This window comes from Xanthomonas sp. (assembly GCF_017163755.1).
Taxonomy (GTDB): Bacteria; Pseudomonadota; Gammaproteobacteria; order Xanthomonadales; family Xanthomonadaceae; genus Xanthomonas_A.
Genome location: NZ_JAFIWC010000011.1, coordinates 81,044 through 100,476 on the forward strand (window position 1 = coordinate 81,044; position 19,433 = coordinate 100,476).

Here is a 19,433-nt window from a genome sequence, read left to right on the forward strand (position 1 = left end):
GCTTTGACGAGCGGAGCACGAGCCGGTCCCGCGTCGAAGCGGTGCAAAACTGACGTCCACCAGGATGTACGCGGCCCGCCCGTGCAGGAGCGGCTTCAGCCGCGTGGGCGCCGCCGCCTTCCATGCACGCCATCGACCGCGGCAGCCGCGCGCGCCGCCGCCGTGCCATCCAGGCGGCGCGACAAGACCGCTCCAATCGTCCAAGACCGCGCCGCCGCGCGCGGCCATGCTGCAGGCCGATCCAGCACCCAGTCCAGGAACCCCGATGCCCCTCATCGCCACGCCCACCCCGGGCGCCAAGCTGCTGTCGCCGCACGACCACGCCCTGATCATGATCGACTTCCAGTCGCAGATGGCCTTCGCCACGCATTCGATCGACGCGGTCGCGCTGCGCACGAACGCGGCACTGGTGGCCAATGCCGCGGCCGGCTTCGGCGTGCCCACCATCCTCACCACCGTGGCCGAGAAGAGCTTCTCCGGGCCGATGTTCGACGAGGTGGTGGCGCCGTTCCCCGGCCAGGCATTGCTCGACCGCACCTCGATGAACACCTGGGAAGACGCGGCGGTGATCGCGCGGGTCAACGCGATCGGCAAGTCGCGCATCGTGCTGGCCGGGCTGTGGACCAGCGTGTGCATCGTCGGCCCGGCGCTGTCGGCGCTGGACCAGGGCTTCGAGGTGTACGTGATCGCCGACGCCTGCGGCGACGTGTCCGCCGAGGCGCACAACCGCGCGATCGAGCGCATCGTGCAGGCCGGCGGCCAGCCGATGACGGCGGTGCAGTACCTGCTCGAGCTGCAGCGCGACTGGGCGCGCACCGACTCCTACGAAATGACCACCGGCATCGCGCGCAGGTACGCCGGCGCCTATGGCCTGGGCATCACCTACGCCAAGACGATGTTCAGCGCCCACGAGGGCTGAGCGCGGGGGATGAAAATGAAGACGTATCTGGTGTCGCTGGCGCTGGGCCTGCTGGTCGGGGTGATCTACGCGCTGTTCAAGGTGCGCTCGCCGGCGCCGCCGGTGGTCGCGCTGATCGGCCTGCTCGGCATCCTGCTCGGCGAGCAGATCCCGCCGTTGCTCAAGCGTCTGGGCAGCAGCGAGGCCAGGGCCACGTCGTGGTTCCACCACCAGGTGAAGCCGCACGTGTTCGGCGAACTGCCGCAGCGCACGCCGGCGCCGCTGCCCGTCGCTGCACGCACCGACGCTGAGCGCCACGATGGCTGACGCCGCCGCCGCGCCCGACCTGATCCTGTACCGCGGTCTGTTCACCACGCTGGACCGCCGGCGCCCCAGCGCCAGCGCGGTGGCGATCAAGGACGGCCGCTTCACCCACGTCGGCGACGAGCAGGACGTGCTGCCGCTGGCCGGCGCCGCCACGCGCGTGATCGACCTGGGCGGCCGGCGCGTGCTGCCCGGGCTGATCGACAACCACCTGCACCTCATCCGCGGCGGCCTCAACTACAACCTGGAGCTGCGCTGGGACGGCGTGCGCAGCCTGGCCGACGCGATGGACATGCTGCGCCGCCAGGTCGCCATCACCCCGGCGCCGCAATGGGTGCGCGTGGTCGGCGGCTTCAGCGAGCACCAGTTCGCCGAGAAGCGGCTGCCGACCATCGCCGAGCTCAACGCGGTGGCGCCGGACACGCCGGTGTTCCTGCTGCACCTGTACGACCGCGCGCTGCTCAACGCCGCGGCGCTGCGCGCGGTCGGCTACGGCAAGGACACGCCGGCACCGCCGGGCGGGGAGATCGTGCGCGACGGCGACGGCAACCCGAGCGGCCTGCTGCTGGCCAAGCCGAACGCGTCGATCCTGTACGCGACGCTGGCCAAGGGGCCGAAGCTGCCGTACGAATACCAGCTCAATTCCACGCGCCATTTCATGCGCGAGCTGAACCGGCTCGGCGTCACCGGCGCGATCGACGCCGGCGGCGGCTTCCAGAACTATCCGGACGACTACCGGGTGATCCAGGAACTGGCCGATGCCGGCCAGCTGACCATTCGCCTGGCCTACAACCTGTTCACGCAGAAGCCCAAGCAGGAGAAGGACGACTTCCTCGCCTGGACCGCGACCTCGCGCTACCAGCAGGGCAGCGACTACTTCCGCCACAACGGCGCCGGCGAGATGCTGGTGTTCTCCGCGGCCGACTTCGAGGACTTCCGCCAGCCGCGCCCGGACATGGCGCCGGAGATGGAAGGCGAGCTCGAGGACGTGGTGCGCGTGCTCGCCCACAACCGCTGGCCGTGGCGCCTGCACGCCACCTACGACGAAACCATCAGCCGCGCGCTGGACGTGTTCGAACGGGTGGACCGGGACATCCCGCTGCAGGGACTGCACTGGTTCTTCGACCATGCCGAGACCATCTCCGAACGGTCGATCGACCGCATCGCCGCGCTCGGCGGCGGCATCGCCGTGCAGCACCGCATGGCCTACCAGGGCGAGTATTTCGTCGAGCGCTACGGTGCCGGCGCGGCGCAGGCCACGCCGCCGGTCAAGCGCATGCTCGACAAGGGCGTGCACGTGTCCGCCGGCACCGACGCCACGCGCGTGGCGTCGTACAACCCGTGGGTGTCGCTGGCGTGGCTGGTCACCGGGCGCACCGTCGGCGGCCTGCGCCTGTACCCGCAGCGCAACTGCGTGGACCGCGAGACCGCGTTGCGCATGTGGACCGAGCACGTCACCTGGTTCTCCAACGAGGTCGGCAAGAAGGGCCGCATCGAAGCCGGGCAGTTCGCCGACCTGGTGGTGCCGGACCGCGACTTCTTCGCCTGCGCCGAAGCCGAGATCGCCGACACCACGGCGTTGCTGACCGTGGTCGGCGGCAAGGTGGTGTGGGCCAGCGGCGACTTCGCCGCCTACGACGAGGCGCCGCCGCCGCCGGCGATGCCGGACTGGTCGCCGGTACGCACCTTCAAGGGCTACGCGGGGTGGGGCGAGGCGGCGCCGGCGGCGGCGAGCGCGCCGGCGCAGGCCGCGGCCGCGTGCGGCTGCGCGCACGGTTGCGGCATCCACGGCCACCAGCACGCCACCGCGTGGAGCAGCCGGCTGCCGATCGCCGACCTGAAGAGCTTCTGGGGCGCGCTGGGTTGCGCGTGCTGGGCGGTATGAGCATGCGCGCAGGCATTCCAGGCACCAACATGCGCGAAGCTCTGCCGGCATGTGCATGCATAGCGATGGCCGCCGCCGCTGCGCCGCCCGGGCGTTGCCCGCCTCCTGGCCGGAGCCGCCGCGATGGGTGAGTCCGCGCCCGCGATCCTGCGCCGCGGCCTGTCGTCGCGGTGGATCCGCTGGCTCGCGCTGCTCGGCCTGTGCGCGGCGTACCTGCAGGGCGGGCTGGTCAAGGCCTTCGCGTTCGACGGCGCGGTGGCCGAGATGGCGCATTTCGGGCTGTCGCCGCCGGGACCGTTGGCGTTGGCGGTGATCGTGCTGGAGCTGGCGGCTTCGCTGGCGATCCTGTGCGGAACGTATCGCTGGCTCGGCGCGCTGGCGCTGGCCGCGTTCACCCTGGCGGCCTCGTGCATGGCCAACCGCTATTGGACGCTGGACGGCGCGGCGCGGTTCGCGGCGATGAACAGCTTCTACGAACACCTCGGCCTGGTCGGCGGCTTCCTGCTCGTGGCCTGGCACGACCTGCGCGAGCGCGACGATGAATGAGCTTCCCGCCAAGCCCGCCCCGGCGGGCAGTTTCGCACCGCTGAAGCACCGCGTGTTCGCCATCCTGTGGGCGGCCACGGTGCTCGGCAACGTCGGCAGCTTCATGCGCGACGTGGCCAGTTCGTGGCTGGTGACCGACCTGTCCAGCAATCCGGCGGCGGTGGCGCTGATGCAGACCGCGGCGACGCTGCCGGTTTTCCTGCTGGCGATCCCGGCCGGCGTGCTGTCGGACATCCTCGACCGGCGCCGCTTCCTGATCTTCGTGCAGATCCTGCTGGCCTGCGTCAGCGGCAGCCTGCTGCTGCTGTCCAGGACCGGCGCGCTCACCGTCGAGTACCTGGTCGCGCTGACCTTCGTCGGCGGCATCGGCGCCGCGCTGATGGGGCCGACCTGGCAGGCGATCGTGCCGGAACTGGTGCCGCGCGCGGACCTGAAGAACGCGGTGGCGCTGAACTCGCTCGGCATCAACATCGCGCGCGCGATCGGCCCGGCGCTCGGCGGCGTGCTGCTGGCCGGCTTCGGCGCGGTCGCCGCCTATGCCGGCGACGTGCTGAGCTACGTGTTCGTGGTCGCCGCGCTGCTGTGGTGGCCGCGCGCCAAGGCCGCCGACAGCGGGCTGTCGGAACAGTTCTTCGGTGCCTTCCGCGCCGGGCTGCGCTATGCACGCGCCAGCGCCGAGCTGCATGTGGTGCTGCTGCGCGCGGCGGTGTTCTTCCTGTTCGCCAGCGCGGTGTGGGCGCTGCTGCCCTTGGTCGCGCGCAACCTGCTCGGCGGCAGCGCCGGCTTCTACGGCGTGTTGCTGGGCGCGGTCGGCGCCGGCGCGATCGTCGGCGCGGTCGCGTTGCCGTGGCTGCGCCAGCGCCTGGATGCCGACGGCCTGCTGCTGCTGGCCGCGGTGCTCGCCGCGGTGGTGATGAGCGCGCTGGCGGCGGCGCCGCCCAAGCCGGTCGCGGTGCTGCTGCTGCTGGTGCTGGGGGTGGGCTGGATCGTCGCGCTGACCACGCTCAACGGCGTGGCGCAGTCGGTGCTGCCGAACTGGGTGCGCGGGCGCGGCCTGGCGATCTACCTGACCGTGTTCAACGGCGCAATGGCCGCCGGCAGCCTGGGCTGGGGCCTGGTCGCCGCGCAGATCGGCGTGGCCGCGACGCTGCTGGTCGGTGCCGGCACGCTGCTGCTGGTCGCGATCGCCTTCCACCGCCTGCGCCTGCCCACCGGCGATGCCGACCTGCAGCCGTCCAACCACTGGCCCGAGCCGCTGCTCAACGCGCCGGTCGCGCACGACCGCGGGCCGGTGATGGTGCAGGTGGAATACCGCGTGCGCATCGCCGACCGCGCGCCGTTCCTGCACGCGCTGCGGCAGCTGTCGCGCGAGCGTCGCCGCGACGGCGCCTACGCCTGGGGCATCACCGAGCACAGCAACGATCCGGAGCGGGTGATGGAGTGGTTCCTGGTCGAATCCTGGGCCGAACACCTGCGCCAGCACCAGCGCGTGTCGCACGCCGACGCCGATCTGCAGGGCGTGGCGCTGCGCTACCACATCGGCCCGGAGCGGCCGGCGGTGCACCATTTCCTGGCGCTGGACCTGCGCCAGGCGTCGCCGCCGCCACCGCCACCGCCGTAGCGGCGGCGCCTGCCGCGCAGGTCAGCCCGCGGCGACGCTGGCCACGTACTGCGCGCCTTCGCGCCGCACCCGCACCGGCCCGTCGAACACCGCCGACAGCGTCGCGTCGTTCAGCAGCTCCTCGCGCGTGCCGTCGGCGAACACGCGACCGCCGCGCAGCAGGATCAGCCGCTGGATTTCCGGCACGATCTCCTCGATGTGGTGGGTCACCAGCACCAGGGTGATGCCCTGGTGCGCGAGCTCGCGCATCGTGTCCAGCAGATGCTGGCGCGCGACCAGGTCCAGGCCGGTGCTCGGCTCGTCCAGCAGCAGGGCCTGCGGCCGGTTGACCAGCGCGCGCGCGATCAGCACGCGCCGGGTCTCGCCGGCCGACAGCTCGGCGTAGGCGCGGTGCAGCAGCGGCAGCGCCCGCGCCAGGCGCAGCGCTTCGCGCGCGCGTTCGCGCATCGCCGCGGTCACCTCGCGATGCGGCGGCACCACGTAGCTGGCGAAGAACCCGGACAGCACCGCGCTCTCCACGTCCAGGCCGGGCATGTCGGCGAGGTTGACGCTCAGGTCGCCGCTGACGATGCCCAGCTGGGTGCGCAGCCGGTCCACCCGCCAGCGGCTGTGCCCGAGCACCCGCACCGGCGGCTCCTCGCCGGCGCGCGCCAGCGGGTAGAGCTCGCGGGTGATCAACTTGATGAACGAGGACTTGCCGCAGCCGTTGGGGCCGAGCAGCGCGGTGTGCTGGCCGAGCGCGATGCGCAGGCTCAGTTCGTGCAGCACCCGCACTTGGCCGCGCACCACGCTGGCGCGGTCCAGTTCGATCAGCGGGCTGCCCGCTGGCATGGGGGTTGCATCGCTTGGAACAACGGACATGGAGGGGAAACCGTTCTGTGATAGGGAGCGCGCGGCGGCTGAACACCGTACGCGTGCGACGGGTGAAGTTTGCCGGCACAGACCCCATCATGTCTGCTCGAACACCATCACGCCGCATGCCGGCCTGGAGCGACTGCACATGTCCGACGCGATCCTCGACTTCCTCAGCGGCGGCCTGGCGGGACTGGGCTGGTGGGGCCTGCTGGCGGTGTTGCTGGTGGCGACCCAGCTGACCATCTTCTCGGTGACGCTGTACCTGCACCGCAGCCAGGCGCATCGCGGCGTGGACTTCCATCCGCTGCTGGCGCACGCGTTCCGCTTCTGGACCTGGTTCACCACCTCGATGATCACCAAGGAATGGGTGGCGATCCATCGCAAGCACCACGCCAAGGTCGAGACCGACGAAGACCCGCACAGCCCGCAGACCAAGGGCATCGGCATGGTGTTCTGGCGCGGCGTGGAGCTGTACCGCGAGGCGCGCGCGATGCGCGGGGACATCGAGCAGTACGGCAAGGGCGCGCCGGAGGACTGGATCGAGCGGCACCTCTATACCCCGCACGCGAACTGGGGGCCGGTCGCGTTGTTCGCGGTCAATTTCCTGCTGTTCGGCCTGCCGGGCATCGCGCTGTGGGCGCTGCAGATGGCGTGGATCCCGTTCTGGGCCGCCGGCGTGGTCAACGGCCTGGGCCACTGGTGGGGCTACCGCAACTTCGAGTCGGCCGACACCTCGACCAACCTGACCCCGTGGGCGCTGTGGATCGGCGGCGAAGAGCTGCACAACAACCACCACGCCTTCCCGAGTTCGGCGCGCTTCTCGATGCGGCGCTGGGAGCTGGACATCGGCTGGATCGCGATCCGCGCGCTGGCCGCGCTGCGCCTGGCCAGGATCCTGCGCGTGGCGCCGACCCTCAACGTGCGCCCGAACATCGCCATGCCCGACGCCGACACCTTGCGCGCCCTGCTGTCGCACCGTTTCCAGGCCATGACCGACTACCAGCGCAACGTGTTCACCCCGGCGCTGAAGGAAGAAGCCGCGCTGGCCGGCGCCAAGTTGCGCAAGCTGCTGCCGCGGCGCCTGCGCAAGGGCCTGGTCGACGACGGCCGCTGGCTCAAGCCCGATGCGCGCGAGCAGCTGCAGCACTGGGTCGCGCAACGGCCGCGCATGCGCACGCTGGTCGAGCACCGCGCGCGCCTGGCGGCGCTGCTGGAGGCGCGCAGCCACGACGCCAGCGAGCGGCTGAAGCAGCTGCAGGCGTGGTGCCACGAGGCCGAAGCCAGCGGCATCGCCGCGCTGCAGGCGTATGCGGCGCGCCTGAAGGGCTACGCGCTGGCATGAGCCCGGCACAATCTGCGCCCGGACGCGGTCGCCGCCTGCCGCGGCGCGCATCGTGGGCGCTGCTGGCGCTGGCCGCGACCGGCTTCGGCGCCGCCGCGCAGGTGAGCAGCACCGCCGACTACCTGCAGCGCATGGACCGCGACGGCGACGGCCGCATCGGCCTGGACGAATACCTGGCGTGGATGAGCTACGCCTTCGATGAGCGCGATAGCGATCGCGACGGGGTGCTGAGCGCCGCCGAGCTGCCCGGCGGACGCGGCCAGCCGCTCACCCGCGCGCAGCACCAGGCCACGCTGACCGCGCGCTTCCGCAAGCAGGACGCCGACGGCAACGGCTACCTGAGCGCGCGCGAACTGGCGGCGCCGCCGCGCTGACGAGGCGCAGGTATCGGCGGACGCAGGCGTCCGGACCAGGACAAGTGGCGCCGCCACCGCATCGCGCCGCCGCCGCACGCGTCGCCGTCAACGCCTGTCGCGGTCGAAGCCGCTCCCACGGGATCGGCCGCCTGAGAATGGACCACGCAAAACCGCTCTAGACTTCCCCCATGCCCGAGCTACCCGAAGTAGAAACCACCCGCCGCGGCCTGGAGCCGCACCTGCGCGGGCGCCGCATCCACGGCGTGATCCTGCGCCGGCCCGACCTGCGCTGGCCAATTCCGCCGCAGGTGGCCGAGCGGCTGCCGGGCCAGCGCATCGCCGGCATCCGCCGCCGTGCCAAGTACCTGCTGCTGGACACCGAGGCCGGCAGCGCGCTGCTGCACCTGGGCATGTCCGGCAGCCTGCGCGTGCTGCCCGGCGACACCCCGCCGCGCGCCCACGACCATGTCGACATCAGCCTGGAAGACGGCCGCGTATTGCGCTTCAACGATCCGCGCCGCTTCGGCTGCCTGCTGTGGCAGGCGCCCGGCGACATCCATGAACTGCTGCGCGAGCTGGGGCCGGAGCCGCTGTCGGACGAATTCGACGGCGACTACCTGTTCCAGCGCAGCCGTGGCCGCCGCGCGCCGGTGAAGACGTTCTTGATGGACCAACGCATCGTGGTCGGAGTCGGGAACATCTATGCCGCCGAAAGCCTGTTCCAGGCCGGGATCAATCCGCTGCGCGAAGCCGGCCAGGTCTCGCGCGCCCGCTACGCGCGCCTGGCCGCCGCGGCCAAGGCGATCCTGGGCCATGCGATCGCCCGCGGCGGCACCACGCTGCGCGACTTCATCAGCCCGGACGGCGCGCCGGGCTATTTCGAGCAGGAGCTGGCGGTGTACGGCCGCGAAGGCGAGGCCTGCAAGCGCTGCGGGCGGCCGCTGCGCCACGCCAGCATCGGCCAGCGCGCCAGCGTCTGGTGCGGCAGCTGCCAGCGCTGACGGACGGCAGCTTTCCCGCGGTGGCGCGCGCTATAGTCCGCGCCATTCCCGGCCGGAGGAGAGACCGCCGTGGTAGAGGCCGTACCCGAGGTACCCGAGATCACCGTGTGGCTGGACGCCGCGCGCGGCGGCGACCGCGAGGCGCTGGACCGCGTGCTGAGCACGCTGTACCAGGAACTGCACAGCATGGCCCGGCGCCAGCTGGCCGGGCAGCAGGGCCAGACCCTGGATGCGACCTCGCTGGTCCACGAGTCCTACCTGAAGCTGCTGGGCTCCAACGGCCTGGCCCGTTTCGACGGGCGCGCGCATTTCTTCGCCTATGCCGCCTCGGCGATGCGCAGCGTGGTGGTGGACTACGCGCGCAACCGGCTGACCCGCAAGCGCGGCGGCGACCTCAAGCGCGTGGCCGAGATCCCCGAGGACAGCGGCGGGGTGCGCCTGGACGAGGACCTGCTGGCGCTGGACGTGGCGCTGGACCGGCTGCAGGCGGTCGACGAGCGCCTGGCCAAGGTGGTGGAGCTGCGCTATTTCGCCGGCCTGTCCGAACAGGAGATCGCCGAGCTGATGCAGCGGTCCGAACGCAGCATCCGGCGCGACTGGCAGAAGGCACGCATGTTCCTGCTGGCGGCGATGCAGGACCACTGAGCGGCCGCCGGCATGGACGCGCTGCACTGGCAACGCCTGTCGCCGCTGCTCGATGAACTGCTGGAACTCGACCAGGCCGCGCGCGTCGCGCGCCTGGCGCAGCTGCGCGGCGACGATCCGGACGCGGCCGACGAACTGGCGCGGATGCTGGCGCTGGACGCCGACGGCACCGACCTGCTCAGCGAACCGTTGCTCGCCGCCGCAGCGGCGACGCTGCAGCCCGGCAGCCGGATCGGGCCGTACCAGCTGGAACGGCCGCTGGGCGAGGGCGGCATGGGCCAGGTATGGCTGGCGCAGCGCGCCGACGGCCTGTACCAGCGCCAGGTCGCGCTGAAGCTGCTTCGCCCCGGCTATGCCGACGCCAACCTGCGCCTGCGCTTCACCCGCGAGCGCGAGATCCTGGCGCGGCTGGAGCATCCCAACCTGGCGCGCCTGCTCGACGCCGGCATCGCCGCCGACGGCCAGCCGTACCTGGCGCTGGCCTATGTCGAAGGCGAGCCGCTGACCGACTACTGCCAGCGCCTGCGCCTGCCGGTGAGCGCGCGGCTGCAGTTGTTCCTGCAGGTGTGCAAGGTGGTCAGCCACGCGCACGCCAACCTGATCGTGCACCGCGACCTGAAGCCGTCCAACATCCTGGTCAACGCCGACGGCGAGGTGCGCCTGCTCGACTTTGGCATCGCCAAGCTGCTCGACGCCGATGCCGACGCCGAGGCGCACCCGCGCACCGAGGTGCGCGCCTTCACCCTGCACTACGCCGCGCCCGAGCAGGTGCGCGGCGAGCCGATCAGCACGCTGACCGACGTGTACTCGCTCGGGGTGGTGCTGTACGAACTGCTGACCGACCAGAAGCCCTACTACCTGCGCCGGCACAGCGACGCGGAGTGGGAGCGGGCGATCCTGGCGGTGGAGGCGCCGCGTCCGTCGCTGGCGGTGCAGCGCGCCGCGCAACAGGGCCGCTGCGAGGCGGCCGACGCGCGGCGGCTGGCGCGGCGCCTGAGCGGGGACCTGGACAACATCCTGCTCAAGGCGCTGCAGAAGCCGCCGGCGCAGCGCTACTCGTCGGCCGAGGCGCTGGCGCAGGACCTGTGCCGCTACCTGCAGGGACGGCCGGTGCAGGCGCGTCCGCAGCGCCTGCTGTACCGGTTGCAGAAATACCTGCAGCGGCATCGCTGGAGCGTGGCGCTGGGCAGCGCGGTGGTGGCGGCGCTGCTCGGCGCGGCGACCGTGGCGCTGTGGCAGGCGCGCGAGGCGCGGCGCGAGACCGCGCGCGCGCAGGCGATGCAGGATTTCGTGATCGGCCTGTTCGACCGCGCCGGCAACGCGCAGCGCGGCGACGGTTTCGACGTGCGCGGCCTGCTCAGCGCCGGCGAACAGCGCGGCGAGCGCGAACTGGCGCGGCAGCCGCTGGCGCGCGCCGAACTGCTCGGGGTGATCGGGCGCCTGCGCATCGGCCTGGGCGACTACCGCGAGGCGCTGGCGCTGCTGGAGCGGCAGCGCGCGCTGCTGGCCACGCTGGACGAGGTGCCGCTGGCGCTGCGCCTGGAATCGGCGACCCAGCACGGGCGCGCGCTGCGCCTGCTGAGCCGCTCGCGCGAGTGCGCCGCGGTGCTGGAGCCGTTGGCGACGCAGGCGCTGCAGCAGCAGGCGCAGCTGCCGCTGCAGGCGGCGGGCTTCTTCTCGCAGCTGGGCCGCTGCCGGCGCGTGCTCGGCGAGCGCGACGTGGCCCGCGCCTGGTTCGAGCGCTCGCTGGCGCTGCGCCGCGACGTGCTCAAGGACCCGGTCGGCGAGGTCGAGAACATGACCGACATCGCCGCGATGGACAGCGACGTCGGACGTACCGACGCGGCGATCGCCGGCTACCGGCAAGCGCTGGCGCTGCTCGAGCGCCAGGCCGGGCCGCGGCACCCGCTCGGCATCGCCCTGCGGCGCAGCCTGGGCGTGGCCTACCGCGACCGCGGCGACGTCGCCGAGGCCGAGCAGGTGGTGGCCGCGGCCCTGGCGCTGGCGCGCGCGCTGCACGGCGAGCGCCACCCGGACACGCTGACGGTGCGCCGGCTGCTGGCCGCGGTGATGGTCGACCAGGGCCGGCTGGACAGCGCAGAGCGCGAGCTGCGCGCGGCGCACGCGCTGACCGTCGAACGGCTGGGCCCGGCGCATCGCGACACCGGCATGAGCTGGAGTTCGCTGGCGATGCTGGCGATGGAGCAAGGCCAGGGCGAGCAGGCCGCACGCGACATGGCGCATGCGGTGGCGATCCTGCGCGCGCCCGACAGCCAGGCCATGCTGCCCTACGGCTTGATCAACCAGGGCCTGGCGCTGTCGGCGGCCGGCCGCCACCAGGACGCGCTGGCGCCGCTGTACGAGGCGCGGCAGCGCTGGATCGCGCAGCTGGGCCGCGACCACCCGGCGGTCGGCGACAGCGAACGGCTGATCGGCGAGGCGCGCGCGGCGCTGGGCGATCCGCGCCAGGCCGATGCGCTGCTGCAGCAGGCGCTGCGGCACACCGAGGCCGGCTACGGCCCGGCGCATCCACGCACCCGCGCCGCGCGCCTGGCGTGGGCGCACAACCTGGCCGCGCTCGGCCGCGAGCAGGACGCCCTGCGCGAACTGGAGGCGCAGGCGCGGGGGGACGACGACGGCGACGGCATCGAGAGCCGCAAGCTGCGCTGGCGCGCGCGCGCCTACGCGGCGGACATCCGCTGCCGCGCGCCGGACGCCGCCGCTGCCGGTCGCCAGGCCTTGCGCACGCTGCAGGGCGAGCTGGCGCAGGCGCAGCCGCAAGGCGGCACGCTGTCGCGCGAGGTGGACAAGCTCAGCGCCGGCTGCGGCAATCCAGCGACGCTGACCGCGGCGCGCTAGCCAGACGCTTTCGGCCCAGGCATGACCGGCGAGACACCGTGGGAGCGAGTGGCGCAGCCGCAAGGCGGCACGCTGTCGCGAGGTGGACAAACTCAGCGCCGGCTACGGCGATCCGGCGCCGCTGACCGCGGCGCGCTAGCCAGGCACTTTCAGCCCAGGTAGGGCCGGCGAAGCACCGTGGGCGCGACTTCAGTCGCGACGGGCTCTATCGACGAACCTGTCGTCACGCCGCCGAATCCACCACAACCGCGCCCCACAAGCGTTCGCCCGCAGAGGAGCAGACTGCTCCACGGACATCCATTCCCGCCGGTCCGACCCGAAAGGTCATGGTCCGCGCACCGCGTATCGCTCCGGCCTGGACGCGCGCGTTCACGTCCTCGCTCTTGCCTGCCTAGGCGTCGCACGGGCGGCGCGACCTGCCTGGACCGAATACCAGCGGCCACGGGCCGGGCTGTCGCCGCCGCCGCGCAGCGGCCACAATCGCGCTTCCTTTCGCCGACCGCAGGCCGCCATGCGCGCCGACACGCAGAATCGATGGCCGCGCCCGTTCGCGGCGCTGCTCGCGCTACTGGGCGTAGCGCCCATGGCGGCGGCCGCGGCGGCGCAGGCCGATGCGCCGCCGCCCTGGGTGCTGGACAACGGCGTGCTGCGCCTGACCGTCACCCCCACGCTCGGCGGACGCGTGCTCGGCTTCCAGCGCGCCGGCGAGGCGAACCTGGTCAAGATCGGCGAGGCGGTGCGCCAGCAGCCGCGGCCGCCGGTGCGCGCCGATGCGGGCGACATCGCGTACCTGGGCCACGACGTGTGGGTCGGGCCGCAGAGCCAGTGGTGGCTGCACCAGCAGGTGAATCCGGCGCGGCGCGCGGCACGCGCCAACTGGCCGCCGGACCCGTACCTGGGCTACGCCACCGCCACGGTGCTGCAGCGCACGCCGCAGCGCCTGCACCTGCGCGGCATCGACAGCCCGGTCAGCGGCGTGCGCCTGGACAAGCGTTTCGTCCTGTCCACGCAGCGCGCCGACACCGTGCGCGTGCAGGTGGACGCGCGCAACGTGCGCCAGACCGCGGTGGCCTGGGACCTGTGGTTCAACACGCGTACCGCGGCCAGCACCCGCGTGGTGGTGCCGGTGGCCGGCGCCGCCGATATCCGCACCCAGCCGCCGACCGATGCCGGCTTCGTCGCGCCCGGCTACGCGCTGCGGCACGGGCTGATGTTCCTGGCCGCCGCGCCGCCGGCGGGCAACGCCGGCCAGCGCGGCAAGCTGCTGCTGCAGCCGTCGGCCGGCTGGATCGCCGCGTTCGCCGGACGCCAGGCCTGGGTGATCCGCTTCGCGCACCAGCCGCGCGCGCGCATCCATCCCGAGCAGGGCCAGGTCGAGTTCTACCTGGATGCGCCGGCGCACGATCCGGGCAGCGGCCTGCTGGAGATGGAAGTGCACGCGCCGTACCGCACGCTGGCGCCCGGCCAGCGCATGCAGGCCGAAGAGCTGTGGACGCTGCTGCCCTACGCCGGCGGCGACGATCCCGAGCAGCAGCGCCGCTTCCTGTGCGAACACGCCGCGGCGCTGGCCCTGGCCGGCGCATGCGCCGGCGCCGCCGGCGCGCCGTAGCTCTCGCGTTTAACGGCGCTTGTCTATCATGGGCTCCCCTTCCACTTCGATCCGGCCCATGCAACGACGCGATTTCCTCAAGAACGCCGCCGCCGCCTTCGCCGCGATGGGCTTGCCCGCCCTGCCGATGCTGGGCCAGGCCGCGCCCGCGGTCGGCCTGCGCCGCCTGGGCAAGCCGCAGCCCTTCGACTACGCCTGGCTCAAGGGCCACGCCCGCGCCATGGCCGCCGCGCCGTACCAGAGCCACAAGCGGGTGTTGCCGGCGCCGGTGGAGGCGCTGAACTGGGACCAGTACCAGTCGATCCGCTACCGCCAGGACCACGCCCTGTGGGCGGTCGACCACGACTCCCGGTTCCAGGCCAAGTTCTTCCACTTGGGGCTGTACTTCAAGTCGCCGGTGCACATGTTCGACCTGGTCGACGGCCAGGCGCAGGAACTGGCCTACGACCCGGCCGCGTTCGACTACGGCAGCAGCGGCCTGAAGGGCAAGCACCTGCCCAAGGAACTGGGTTTCGCCGGTTTCCGCCTCAACACCAAGCAGGACACCGACCGCGATTTCGCCGCCTTCCTCGGCGCCAGCTATTTCCGCGCGGTGGGCAAGGAAGGCCAGTACGGCCAGTCCGCGCGCGGGCTGGCGATCGACACCGGCACCGGCGGGCCGGAGGAATTCCCCGACTTCATCGCCTACTGGCTGGAACAGCCCAAGGCCGGTTCGGACACCGTGGTGGTCTACGCGCTGCTGGACTCGCCGAGCGTGGCCGGCGCCTACCGCTTCGCGATCACCAACGGCGACGTGCTGGTGATGGACATCGACAGCGCGCTGTACCCGCGCAAGTCCATCGAACGGCTGGGCCTGGGGCCGTGCACCAGCATGTACCAGGTCGGCGAGAACGACCGCCGCATGGACTGGGACTGGCGCCCGGAAATCCACGATACCGACGGCTTGGCGATGTGGACCGGCGGCGGCGAATGGATCTGGCGGCCGCTGTGCAACCCGCCACACCTGCGCTTCAACATGTTCGTCGACGAAAACCCGCGCGGCTTCGGCCTGCTGCAGCGCGACCGCAACTTCGACCACTACCAGGACGACGGCGTGTTCTACGAGAAGCGCCCGTGCCTGTGGGTGGAGCCCAAGCAGGGCTGGGGCAAGGGTTCGGTGCAGCTGGTGGAGATCCCCACGGTCGACGAGACCTTCGACAACATCGTCGCGTTCTGGAACCCGCAGGACAAGCCGCAGCCGGGCCAGGAACTGCTGTTCGGCTACCGGCTGTACTGGGGCGCGCAGCCGCCGGCGGCCTCGCCGCTGGCCCATTGCGTGGCCACGCGCACCGGCCTGGGCGGCATCGTCGGGCAGAAGCGCAAGCACTTCTCGTGGCGCTTCGCGGTGGATTTCGCCGGCGGCGAGCTGGCGCGGCTGGCCCAGGACAAGGACGCCAAGGTCGAGGCGGTGCTGCAGCTCAGCCGCGGCAGCACCGAGATCGTCTCGGCGCGGCCGCTGCACGAGATCAAGGGCTACCGCGCGATGTTCGACGTGGTGCCGCCGGACGAGGGCACGCAGCAGATCGACATCCGCCTGTTCCTGCGCGCCGGCGGCAAGCCGCTGACCGAGACCTGGCTGTACCAGTGGACGCCGCCGCCGGCGGCCGAGCGCACGCTGTACTGACGGGGCTGGCGATCGTCCGCACAGCGGATGATCGCCAGCCTTGGTCTCTGAACGGCTATTGCCCCGGCAGGCTCAAAGCGGCAGCGCCGCCTGCAACGGATCGACGCGCCCTTCGCCGCGCATGATCTTCTTGAATTCGGCGCGGCTCACCGACACGTAGCGCTCGTTGCCGCCGATCTCCACCTGCGGTCCGTCCTGGACCGCATGGCCGTCCTCGTTGACGCGCACGGTCATCGTCGCCTTGCTGCCGGTATGGCAGATGGTCTTGATCTCCTGCAGCTCGTCGGCCCAGGCCAGCAGGTACTGGCTGCCTTCGAACAGCTCGCCGCGGAAGTCGGTGCGCAGGCCGTAGCACAGCACCGGGATGCGCAGCCGGTCCACCACCTCGCTGAGCTGCCACACCTGCGCGCGGCTGAGGAACTGCGCCTCGTCCACCAGCACGCAGTTCAGCTCGCCCTGGCGGGCGATGTCGCGTTCGACCAGCTGCTGCAGGTCGGTATCCGGCACGAAGGTCTCGCCGTCGGCGCGCAGGCCGATGCGTGAGGCCACCACGCCGCTGCCGGCGCGGTGGTCCAGCTTCGGCGTCAGGATCAGCGTGCGCATGCCGCGCTCGCGGTAGTTGTGCGCCGATTGCAGCAGCGTCGTGGTCTTGCCGGCGTTCATCGCCGAATAGTAGAAGTAGAGCTTGGCCATAGGACAATTCTACTGTCGGCGACACACCCAGCGGACGTACCATTTACGTCCGGCCGGTCATTCGCCGAGTTGCGGTACCTGCTCGATTGGCCCGATATCCACTCCGCCACGGAGCGCAGGGCTGTTCAATATTTCGTCTTGCCACCGCCAGTACGCCTCAGGCTGCCAGTAGCGCTCCTGGTAGTACCTTGCGCTGGGAATCGGCTCGCGGCACTGGCCCCTGAAAAATTCGCTCACGCAGACATGGGCTCGCGGAAGCCCGCCGACGCGGCTGCCCGTGGCGCGCTTCAGCGCAACGCGCAGTTCGCGCTCCAGACGGGGCTTGGCGAACTTGTCGGCGTATTCGGCATAGATCGCACTGCCTTCCCTTACGGCCCTTTCGCGTTCCTGCGTGCTCAGTTCAGCCCAGTAGCGTTCACGCTGGGCGATCAGCGCCGGAGTGCCGCGTTCGGCCGCGAGATCCATCCAGGCATAGCCCAGCGCGCGGTCCGCGTCACCTCCCTTGCCGCGCCACAGCATTTCCGCCAGCGCGCCTTGCGACAATTTATCCGCATAGCGCGCGGCTTGCCGGAAATAGCCACGCGCCTGCGAGTTGCGCCCATCGGCCATGGCCTGGATACCAAGCTGGCGATAGTAATGGTCGGGATGGGAGCTCAAGAAGCCGCGCGAGGTGACGATGTCGGCGTCTTCGAAGGTGAATGGAGCCACAGGCTCCTGGGCGCGTGCGACTCCGGGCGCGCTGCCTAACACCGATGCAAGCGCCGCAATCGCGATATGAGCAGACCAGTTCCACGCCATGGCACCGCCTTCCCTGCATGGTGAGACCCACGGTTCTACGTAATCGCTATCGCTACGTCAACATCGGAGCGGCCGCCGTGGGCCGCTACAATGCGCCGCCCAGGGAAGTCTTCATGCACGGTCTCAATCCCCCCCAACGCGCCGCGGTGCTGCATTGCGAAGGTCCGCTGCTGGTGCTGGCCGGCGCCGGCAGCGGCAAGACCCGCGTGATCGTGGAAAAGATCGCGCACCTGATCGCCACCGGCCGCTACCCGGCCAAGCGCATCGCCGCGATCACCTTCACCAACAAGTCGGCCAAGGAAATGCGCGAGCGCGTGGCCAAGCGCATCCGCGGCGACGCCGCCGACGGGCTGACCATCTGCACCTTCCATGCGCTGGGGCTGAAGTTCCTGCAGATCGAGCACGCCGCGGTGGGGCTGAAGCGCGGCTTCTCGATCTTCGATGCGGACGATTCGGCGGCGCAGTTCAAGGACCTGATGCACGGCGCCAAGCCGGACGTCATCGACGACGCGCGCAACCTGATCTCGCGCGCCAAGAACGCCGGCCTGTCGCCGGAGCAGGCGATGGCCGCCGCGCGCAGCACGCGCGAGAAGGAAGCGGCCAGCCTGTACGAGCGCTACCAGGCGCGGTTGACCACCTTCAACGCGGTGGATTTCGACGACCTGATCCGGCTGCCGGTGCAGATCCTGGAACAGAACGAGGAGATCGCGCTGGGCTGGCGCGAACGCATCGGTTACCTGCTGGTGGACGAGAGCCAGGACACCAACGACGCGCAGTACCGGCTGCTGAAGATACTGGCCGGCACCCGCGGCAACTTCACCTGCGTGGGCGACGACGACCAGAGCATCTACGCCTGGCGCGGCGCCAACCCGGAAAACCTGATGCAGATGGCGCGCGACTATCCGGCGTTGCAGGTGATCAAGCTCGAGCAGAACTACCGCTGCTCCAACCGCGTGCTGCGCGCGGCCAACGCGCTGATCGCGCACAACCCGCACGAGCACCTGAAGACGCTGTGGAGCGACCAGGCCGACGGCGAGCGCATCCGCGTGTGGGAATGCCGCGACAGTGACCACGAGGCGGAGAAGGTCGCCGCGGAGATCTCCTACCTGGGCACCGCCAAGCAGGTGCCGTGGAGCGATTTCTGCATCCTGTTCCGCGGCAACTTCCAGTCGCGGCCGCTGGAAAAGGCGCTGCAGCTGCTGCGCGTGCCGTACCACATCACCGGCGGCACCGCGTTCTTGGAGCGGCAGGAAGTCAAGGACGTGCTGTCGTGGCTGCGGCTGCTGGTCAACCCCGACGACGATGCGGCGTTCCTGCGCGCGGTGCAGGCGCCCAAGCGCGAGGTGGGCGCGACGTCGCTGGCCAAGCTGGCCGAGCTGGCCGCGTCCAAGCACGTGCCGATGTCGCGCGCGGCCGAGTCGATGGGCGCGCTGCAGCTGCTGCCGCCGCGCGCGGCCAACGGCCTGAGCGCGTTCACCGACATCCTGCGCGACCTGCGCGCGCACGCCAGCGGCATGCCGGCCGGCGAACTGGTGCGGCGGCTGGCGGAAAAGTCCGGGCTGCTGACCGACCTGCGCAACCAGTGCAAGGACGAAGCCACGTTCCAGCGTCGCCGCGCCAACCTGGAGGAGCTCGCGCAGTGGTTCGAGGGCGGCCCGCGCGGCGCCAGCGCCGGCGACCTGGCCGCGCAGCTGGCGCTGCTGTCGCGCAACGACAAGGACGACGGCGGCAACCAGGTGCGGATGATGACGCTGCACGCGTCCAAGGGCCTGGAGTTCCGCTACGTGTTCATCGTCGGCTGCGAGGACGGCACCCTGCCGCACGAGGTGAGCCTGGACGAAGGCAACCTGCAGGAGGAGCGGCGGCTGCTGTACGTGGGCATCACCCGCGCCAAGGAGCAGCTGTGGATGAGCTACAGCAAGCTGACCCGCAAGTTCGGCGAACAGATCCGGCTCAAGCCCAGCCGCTTCTTCGACGAGATCCCGGCCGACGAGATGCAGCGCGACGGCGCCGACCCGGTGGCCGACGCCGAGCGCAAGAAGGATCGCGCCAATGCCGGGCTGGCGGCGATCCAGGCGTTGTTCGATTGAAGCGGGGATGGGGGATCCGGGATTGTGGGGATTCGCAACAGCGCTGCGCCGCGATGGCGGCCGCGCTCGACGCGCCGTCGGCCGGCAACGGTCGGACCTGCTGCAGTTCCCTTCTCCCTGCGGGAGAAGGTGCCCCGAAGTGGCGGATGAGGGTACGGGCGAAGCCCGGGCAGCTCGAGCGTGCGGGCTGTTGTTGCGCCGGCGTACCCTCACCCCAACCCCTCTCCCGGGGGGAGAGGGGCTCAATA

At 71.4% G+C, this 19,433-nt stretch carries 16 protein-coding genes; 13 read left to right on the forward strand and 3 right to left on the reverse strand.

Going from position 1 to position 19,433, the window contains the following annotated elements; translation table 11 throughout:
- Positions 1 to 265: 265 nt before the first annotated feature.
- The 5 genes from JR065_RS09270 to JR065_RS09290 all read left to right on the forward strand — a co-directional run bounded on the left by JR065_RS09270 (position 266) and on the right by JR065_RS09290 (position 5,274).
- Positions 266 to 919 carry a hydrolase gene (locus tag JR065_RS09270; RefSeq protein ID WP_206233787.1) on the forward strand — a complete coding sequence of 218 codons (654 nt, stop codon included), beginning with the start codon at positions 266 to 268 and terminating at the stop codon, positions 917 to 919.
- 15 nt (positions 920 to 934) lie between these two features.
- Positions 935 to 1,225, forward strand: coding sequence for a DUF1427 family protein (locus JR065_RS09275; RefSeq protein ID WP_206233789.1), 291 nt, complete (start codon positions 935 to 937; stop codon positions 1,223 to 1,225).
- On the forward strand, positions 1,218 to 3,107 hold the full coding sequence (locus JR065_RS09280; RefSeq protein ID WP_206233790.1) for an amidohydrolase: 1,890 nt from the start codon (positions 1,218 to 1,220) through the stop codon (positions 3,105 to 3,107). Before JR065_RS09275 ends, JR065_RS09280 begins: the two co-directional genes overlap by 8 nt.
- A gap of 123 nt (positions 3,108 to 3,230) precedes the next feature.
- Entirely contained in the window at positions 3,231 to 3,653 is a 423-nt protein-coding gene (locus JR065_RS09285) for a DoxX family protein (RefSeq protein ID WP_206233791.1), read from the forward strand.
- Positions 3,646 to 5,274, forward strand: coding sequence for an MFS transporter (locus tag JR065_RS09290; RefSeq protein ID WP_206233793.1), 1,629 nt, complete (start codon positions 3,646 to 3,648; stop codon positions 5,272 to 5,274). The genes JR065_RS09285 and JR065_RS09290 overlap by 8 nt, the downstream gene beginning before the upstream one ends.
- Positions 5,275 to 5,295: 21 nt before the next feature.
- Here the strand turns inward: JR065_RS09290 and JR065_RS09295 are convergent, their stop codons facing one another.
- A complete protein-coding gene (locus JR065_RS09295; protein WP_206233794.1) occupies positions 5,296 to 6,135 on the reverse strand; it encodes an ABC transporter ATP-binding protein in 840 nt (279 codons plus the stop codon).
- A gap of 139 nt (positions 6,136 to 6,274) precedes the next feature.
- Here JR065_RS09295 and JR065_RS09300 point away from each other — a divergent pair, with 139 nt between their 5' ends.
- From JR065_RS09300 to JR065_RS09330, 7 genes are all read left to right on the forward strand, one after another.
- Positions 6,275 to 7,471 (forward strand): DesA family fatty acid desaturase, encoded by a 1,197-nt coding sequence (locus tag JR065_RS09300; protein WP_206233796.1) that lies wholly within the window; start codon positions 6,275 to 6,277, stop codon positions 7,469 to 7,471.
- Entirely contained in the window at positions 7,468 to 7,845 is a 378-nt protein-coding gene (locus JR065_RS09305; RefSeq protein WP_206233797.1) for an EF-hand domain-containing protein, read from the forward strand. Before JR065_RS09300 ends, JR065_RS09305 begins: the two co-directional genes overlap by 4 nt.
- 170 nt (positions 7,846 to 8,015) lie before the next feature.
- Positions 8,016 to 8,828 carry a bifunctional DNA-formamidopyrimidine glycosylase/DNA-(apurinic or apyrimidinic site) lyase gene (mutM, locus tag JR065_RS09310; RefSeq protein WP_206233798.1) on the forward strand — a complete coding sequence of 271 codons (813 nt, stop codon included), beginning with the start codon at positions 8,016 to 8,018 and terminating at the stop codon, positions 8,826 to 8,828.
- Positions 8,829 to 8,897: 69 nt separating this feature from the next.
- Positions 8,898 to 9,473, forward strand: coding sequence for an ECF-type sigma factor (locus tag JR065_RS09315; RefSeq protein WP_206233800.1), 576 nt, complete (start codon positions 8,898 to 8,900; stop codon positions 9,471 to 9,473).
- 12 nt (positions 9,474 to 9,485) lie between these two features.
- Positions 9,486 to 12,332, forward strand: coding sequence for a serine/threonine-protein kinase (locus tag JR065_RS09320; RefSeq protein WP_206233801.1), 2,847 nt, complete (start codon positions 9,486 to 9,488; stop codon positions 12,330 to 12,332).
- 631 nt (positions 12,333 to 12,963) lie between these two features.
- Positions 12,964 to 13,941 carry a DUF4380 domain-containing protein gene (locus JR065_RS09325; protein WP_429001850.1) on the forward strand — a complete coding sequence of 326 codons (978 nt, stop codon included), beginning with the start codon at positions 12,964 to 12,966 and terminating at the stop codon, positions 13,939 to 13,941.
- A gap of 58 nt (positions 13,942 to 13,999) precedes the next feature.
- Positions 14,000 to 15,604 (forward strand): glucan biosynthesis protein, encoded by a 1,605-nt coding sequence (locus JR065_RS09330; protein WP_206233804.1) that lies wholly within the window; start codon positions 14,000 to 14,002, stop codon positions 15,602 to 15,604.
- Between the two features lie 72 nt (positions 15,605 to 15,676).
- Here JR065_RS09330 and JR065_RS09335 read toward each other — a convergent pair whose 3' ends face one another.
- Positions 15,677 to 16,297: a thymidine kinase gene (locus tag JR065_RS09335; RefSeq protein ID WP_206233806.1), complete on the reverse strand. Its 621-nt coding sequence runs from the start codon at positions 16,295 to 16,297 to the stop codon at positions 15,677 to 15,679.
- A gap of 57 nt (positions 16,298 to 16,354) precedes the next feature.
- A complete protein-coding gene (locus tag JR065_RS09340) occupies positions 16,355 to 17,095 on the reverse strand; it encodes a sel1 repeat family protein (protein WP_206233807.1) in 741 nt (246 codons plus the stop codon).
- A gap of 113 nt (positions 17,096 to 17,208) precedes the next feature.
- Here JR065_RS09340 and rep point away from each other — a divergent pair, with 113 nt between their 5' ends.
- Positions 17,209 to 19,185 carry a DNA helicase Rep gene (gene rep, locus JR065_RS09345; RefSeq protein ID WP_206233808.1) on the forward strand — a complete coding sequence of 659 codons (1,977 nt, stop codon included), beginning with the start codon at positions 17,209 to 17,211 and terminating at the stop codon, positions 19,183 to 19,185.
- Positions 19,186 to 19,433 lie beyond the last annotated feature (248 nt).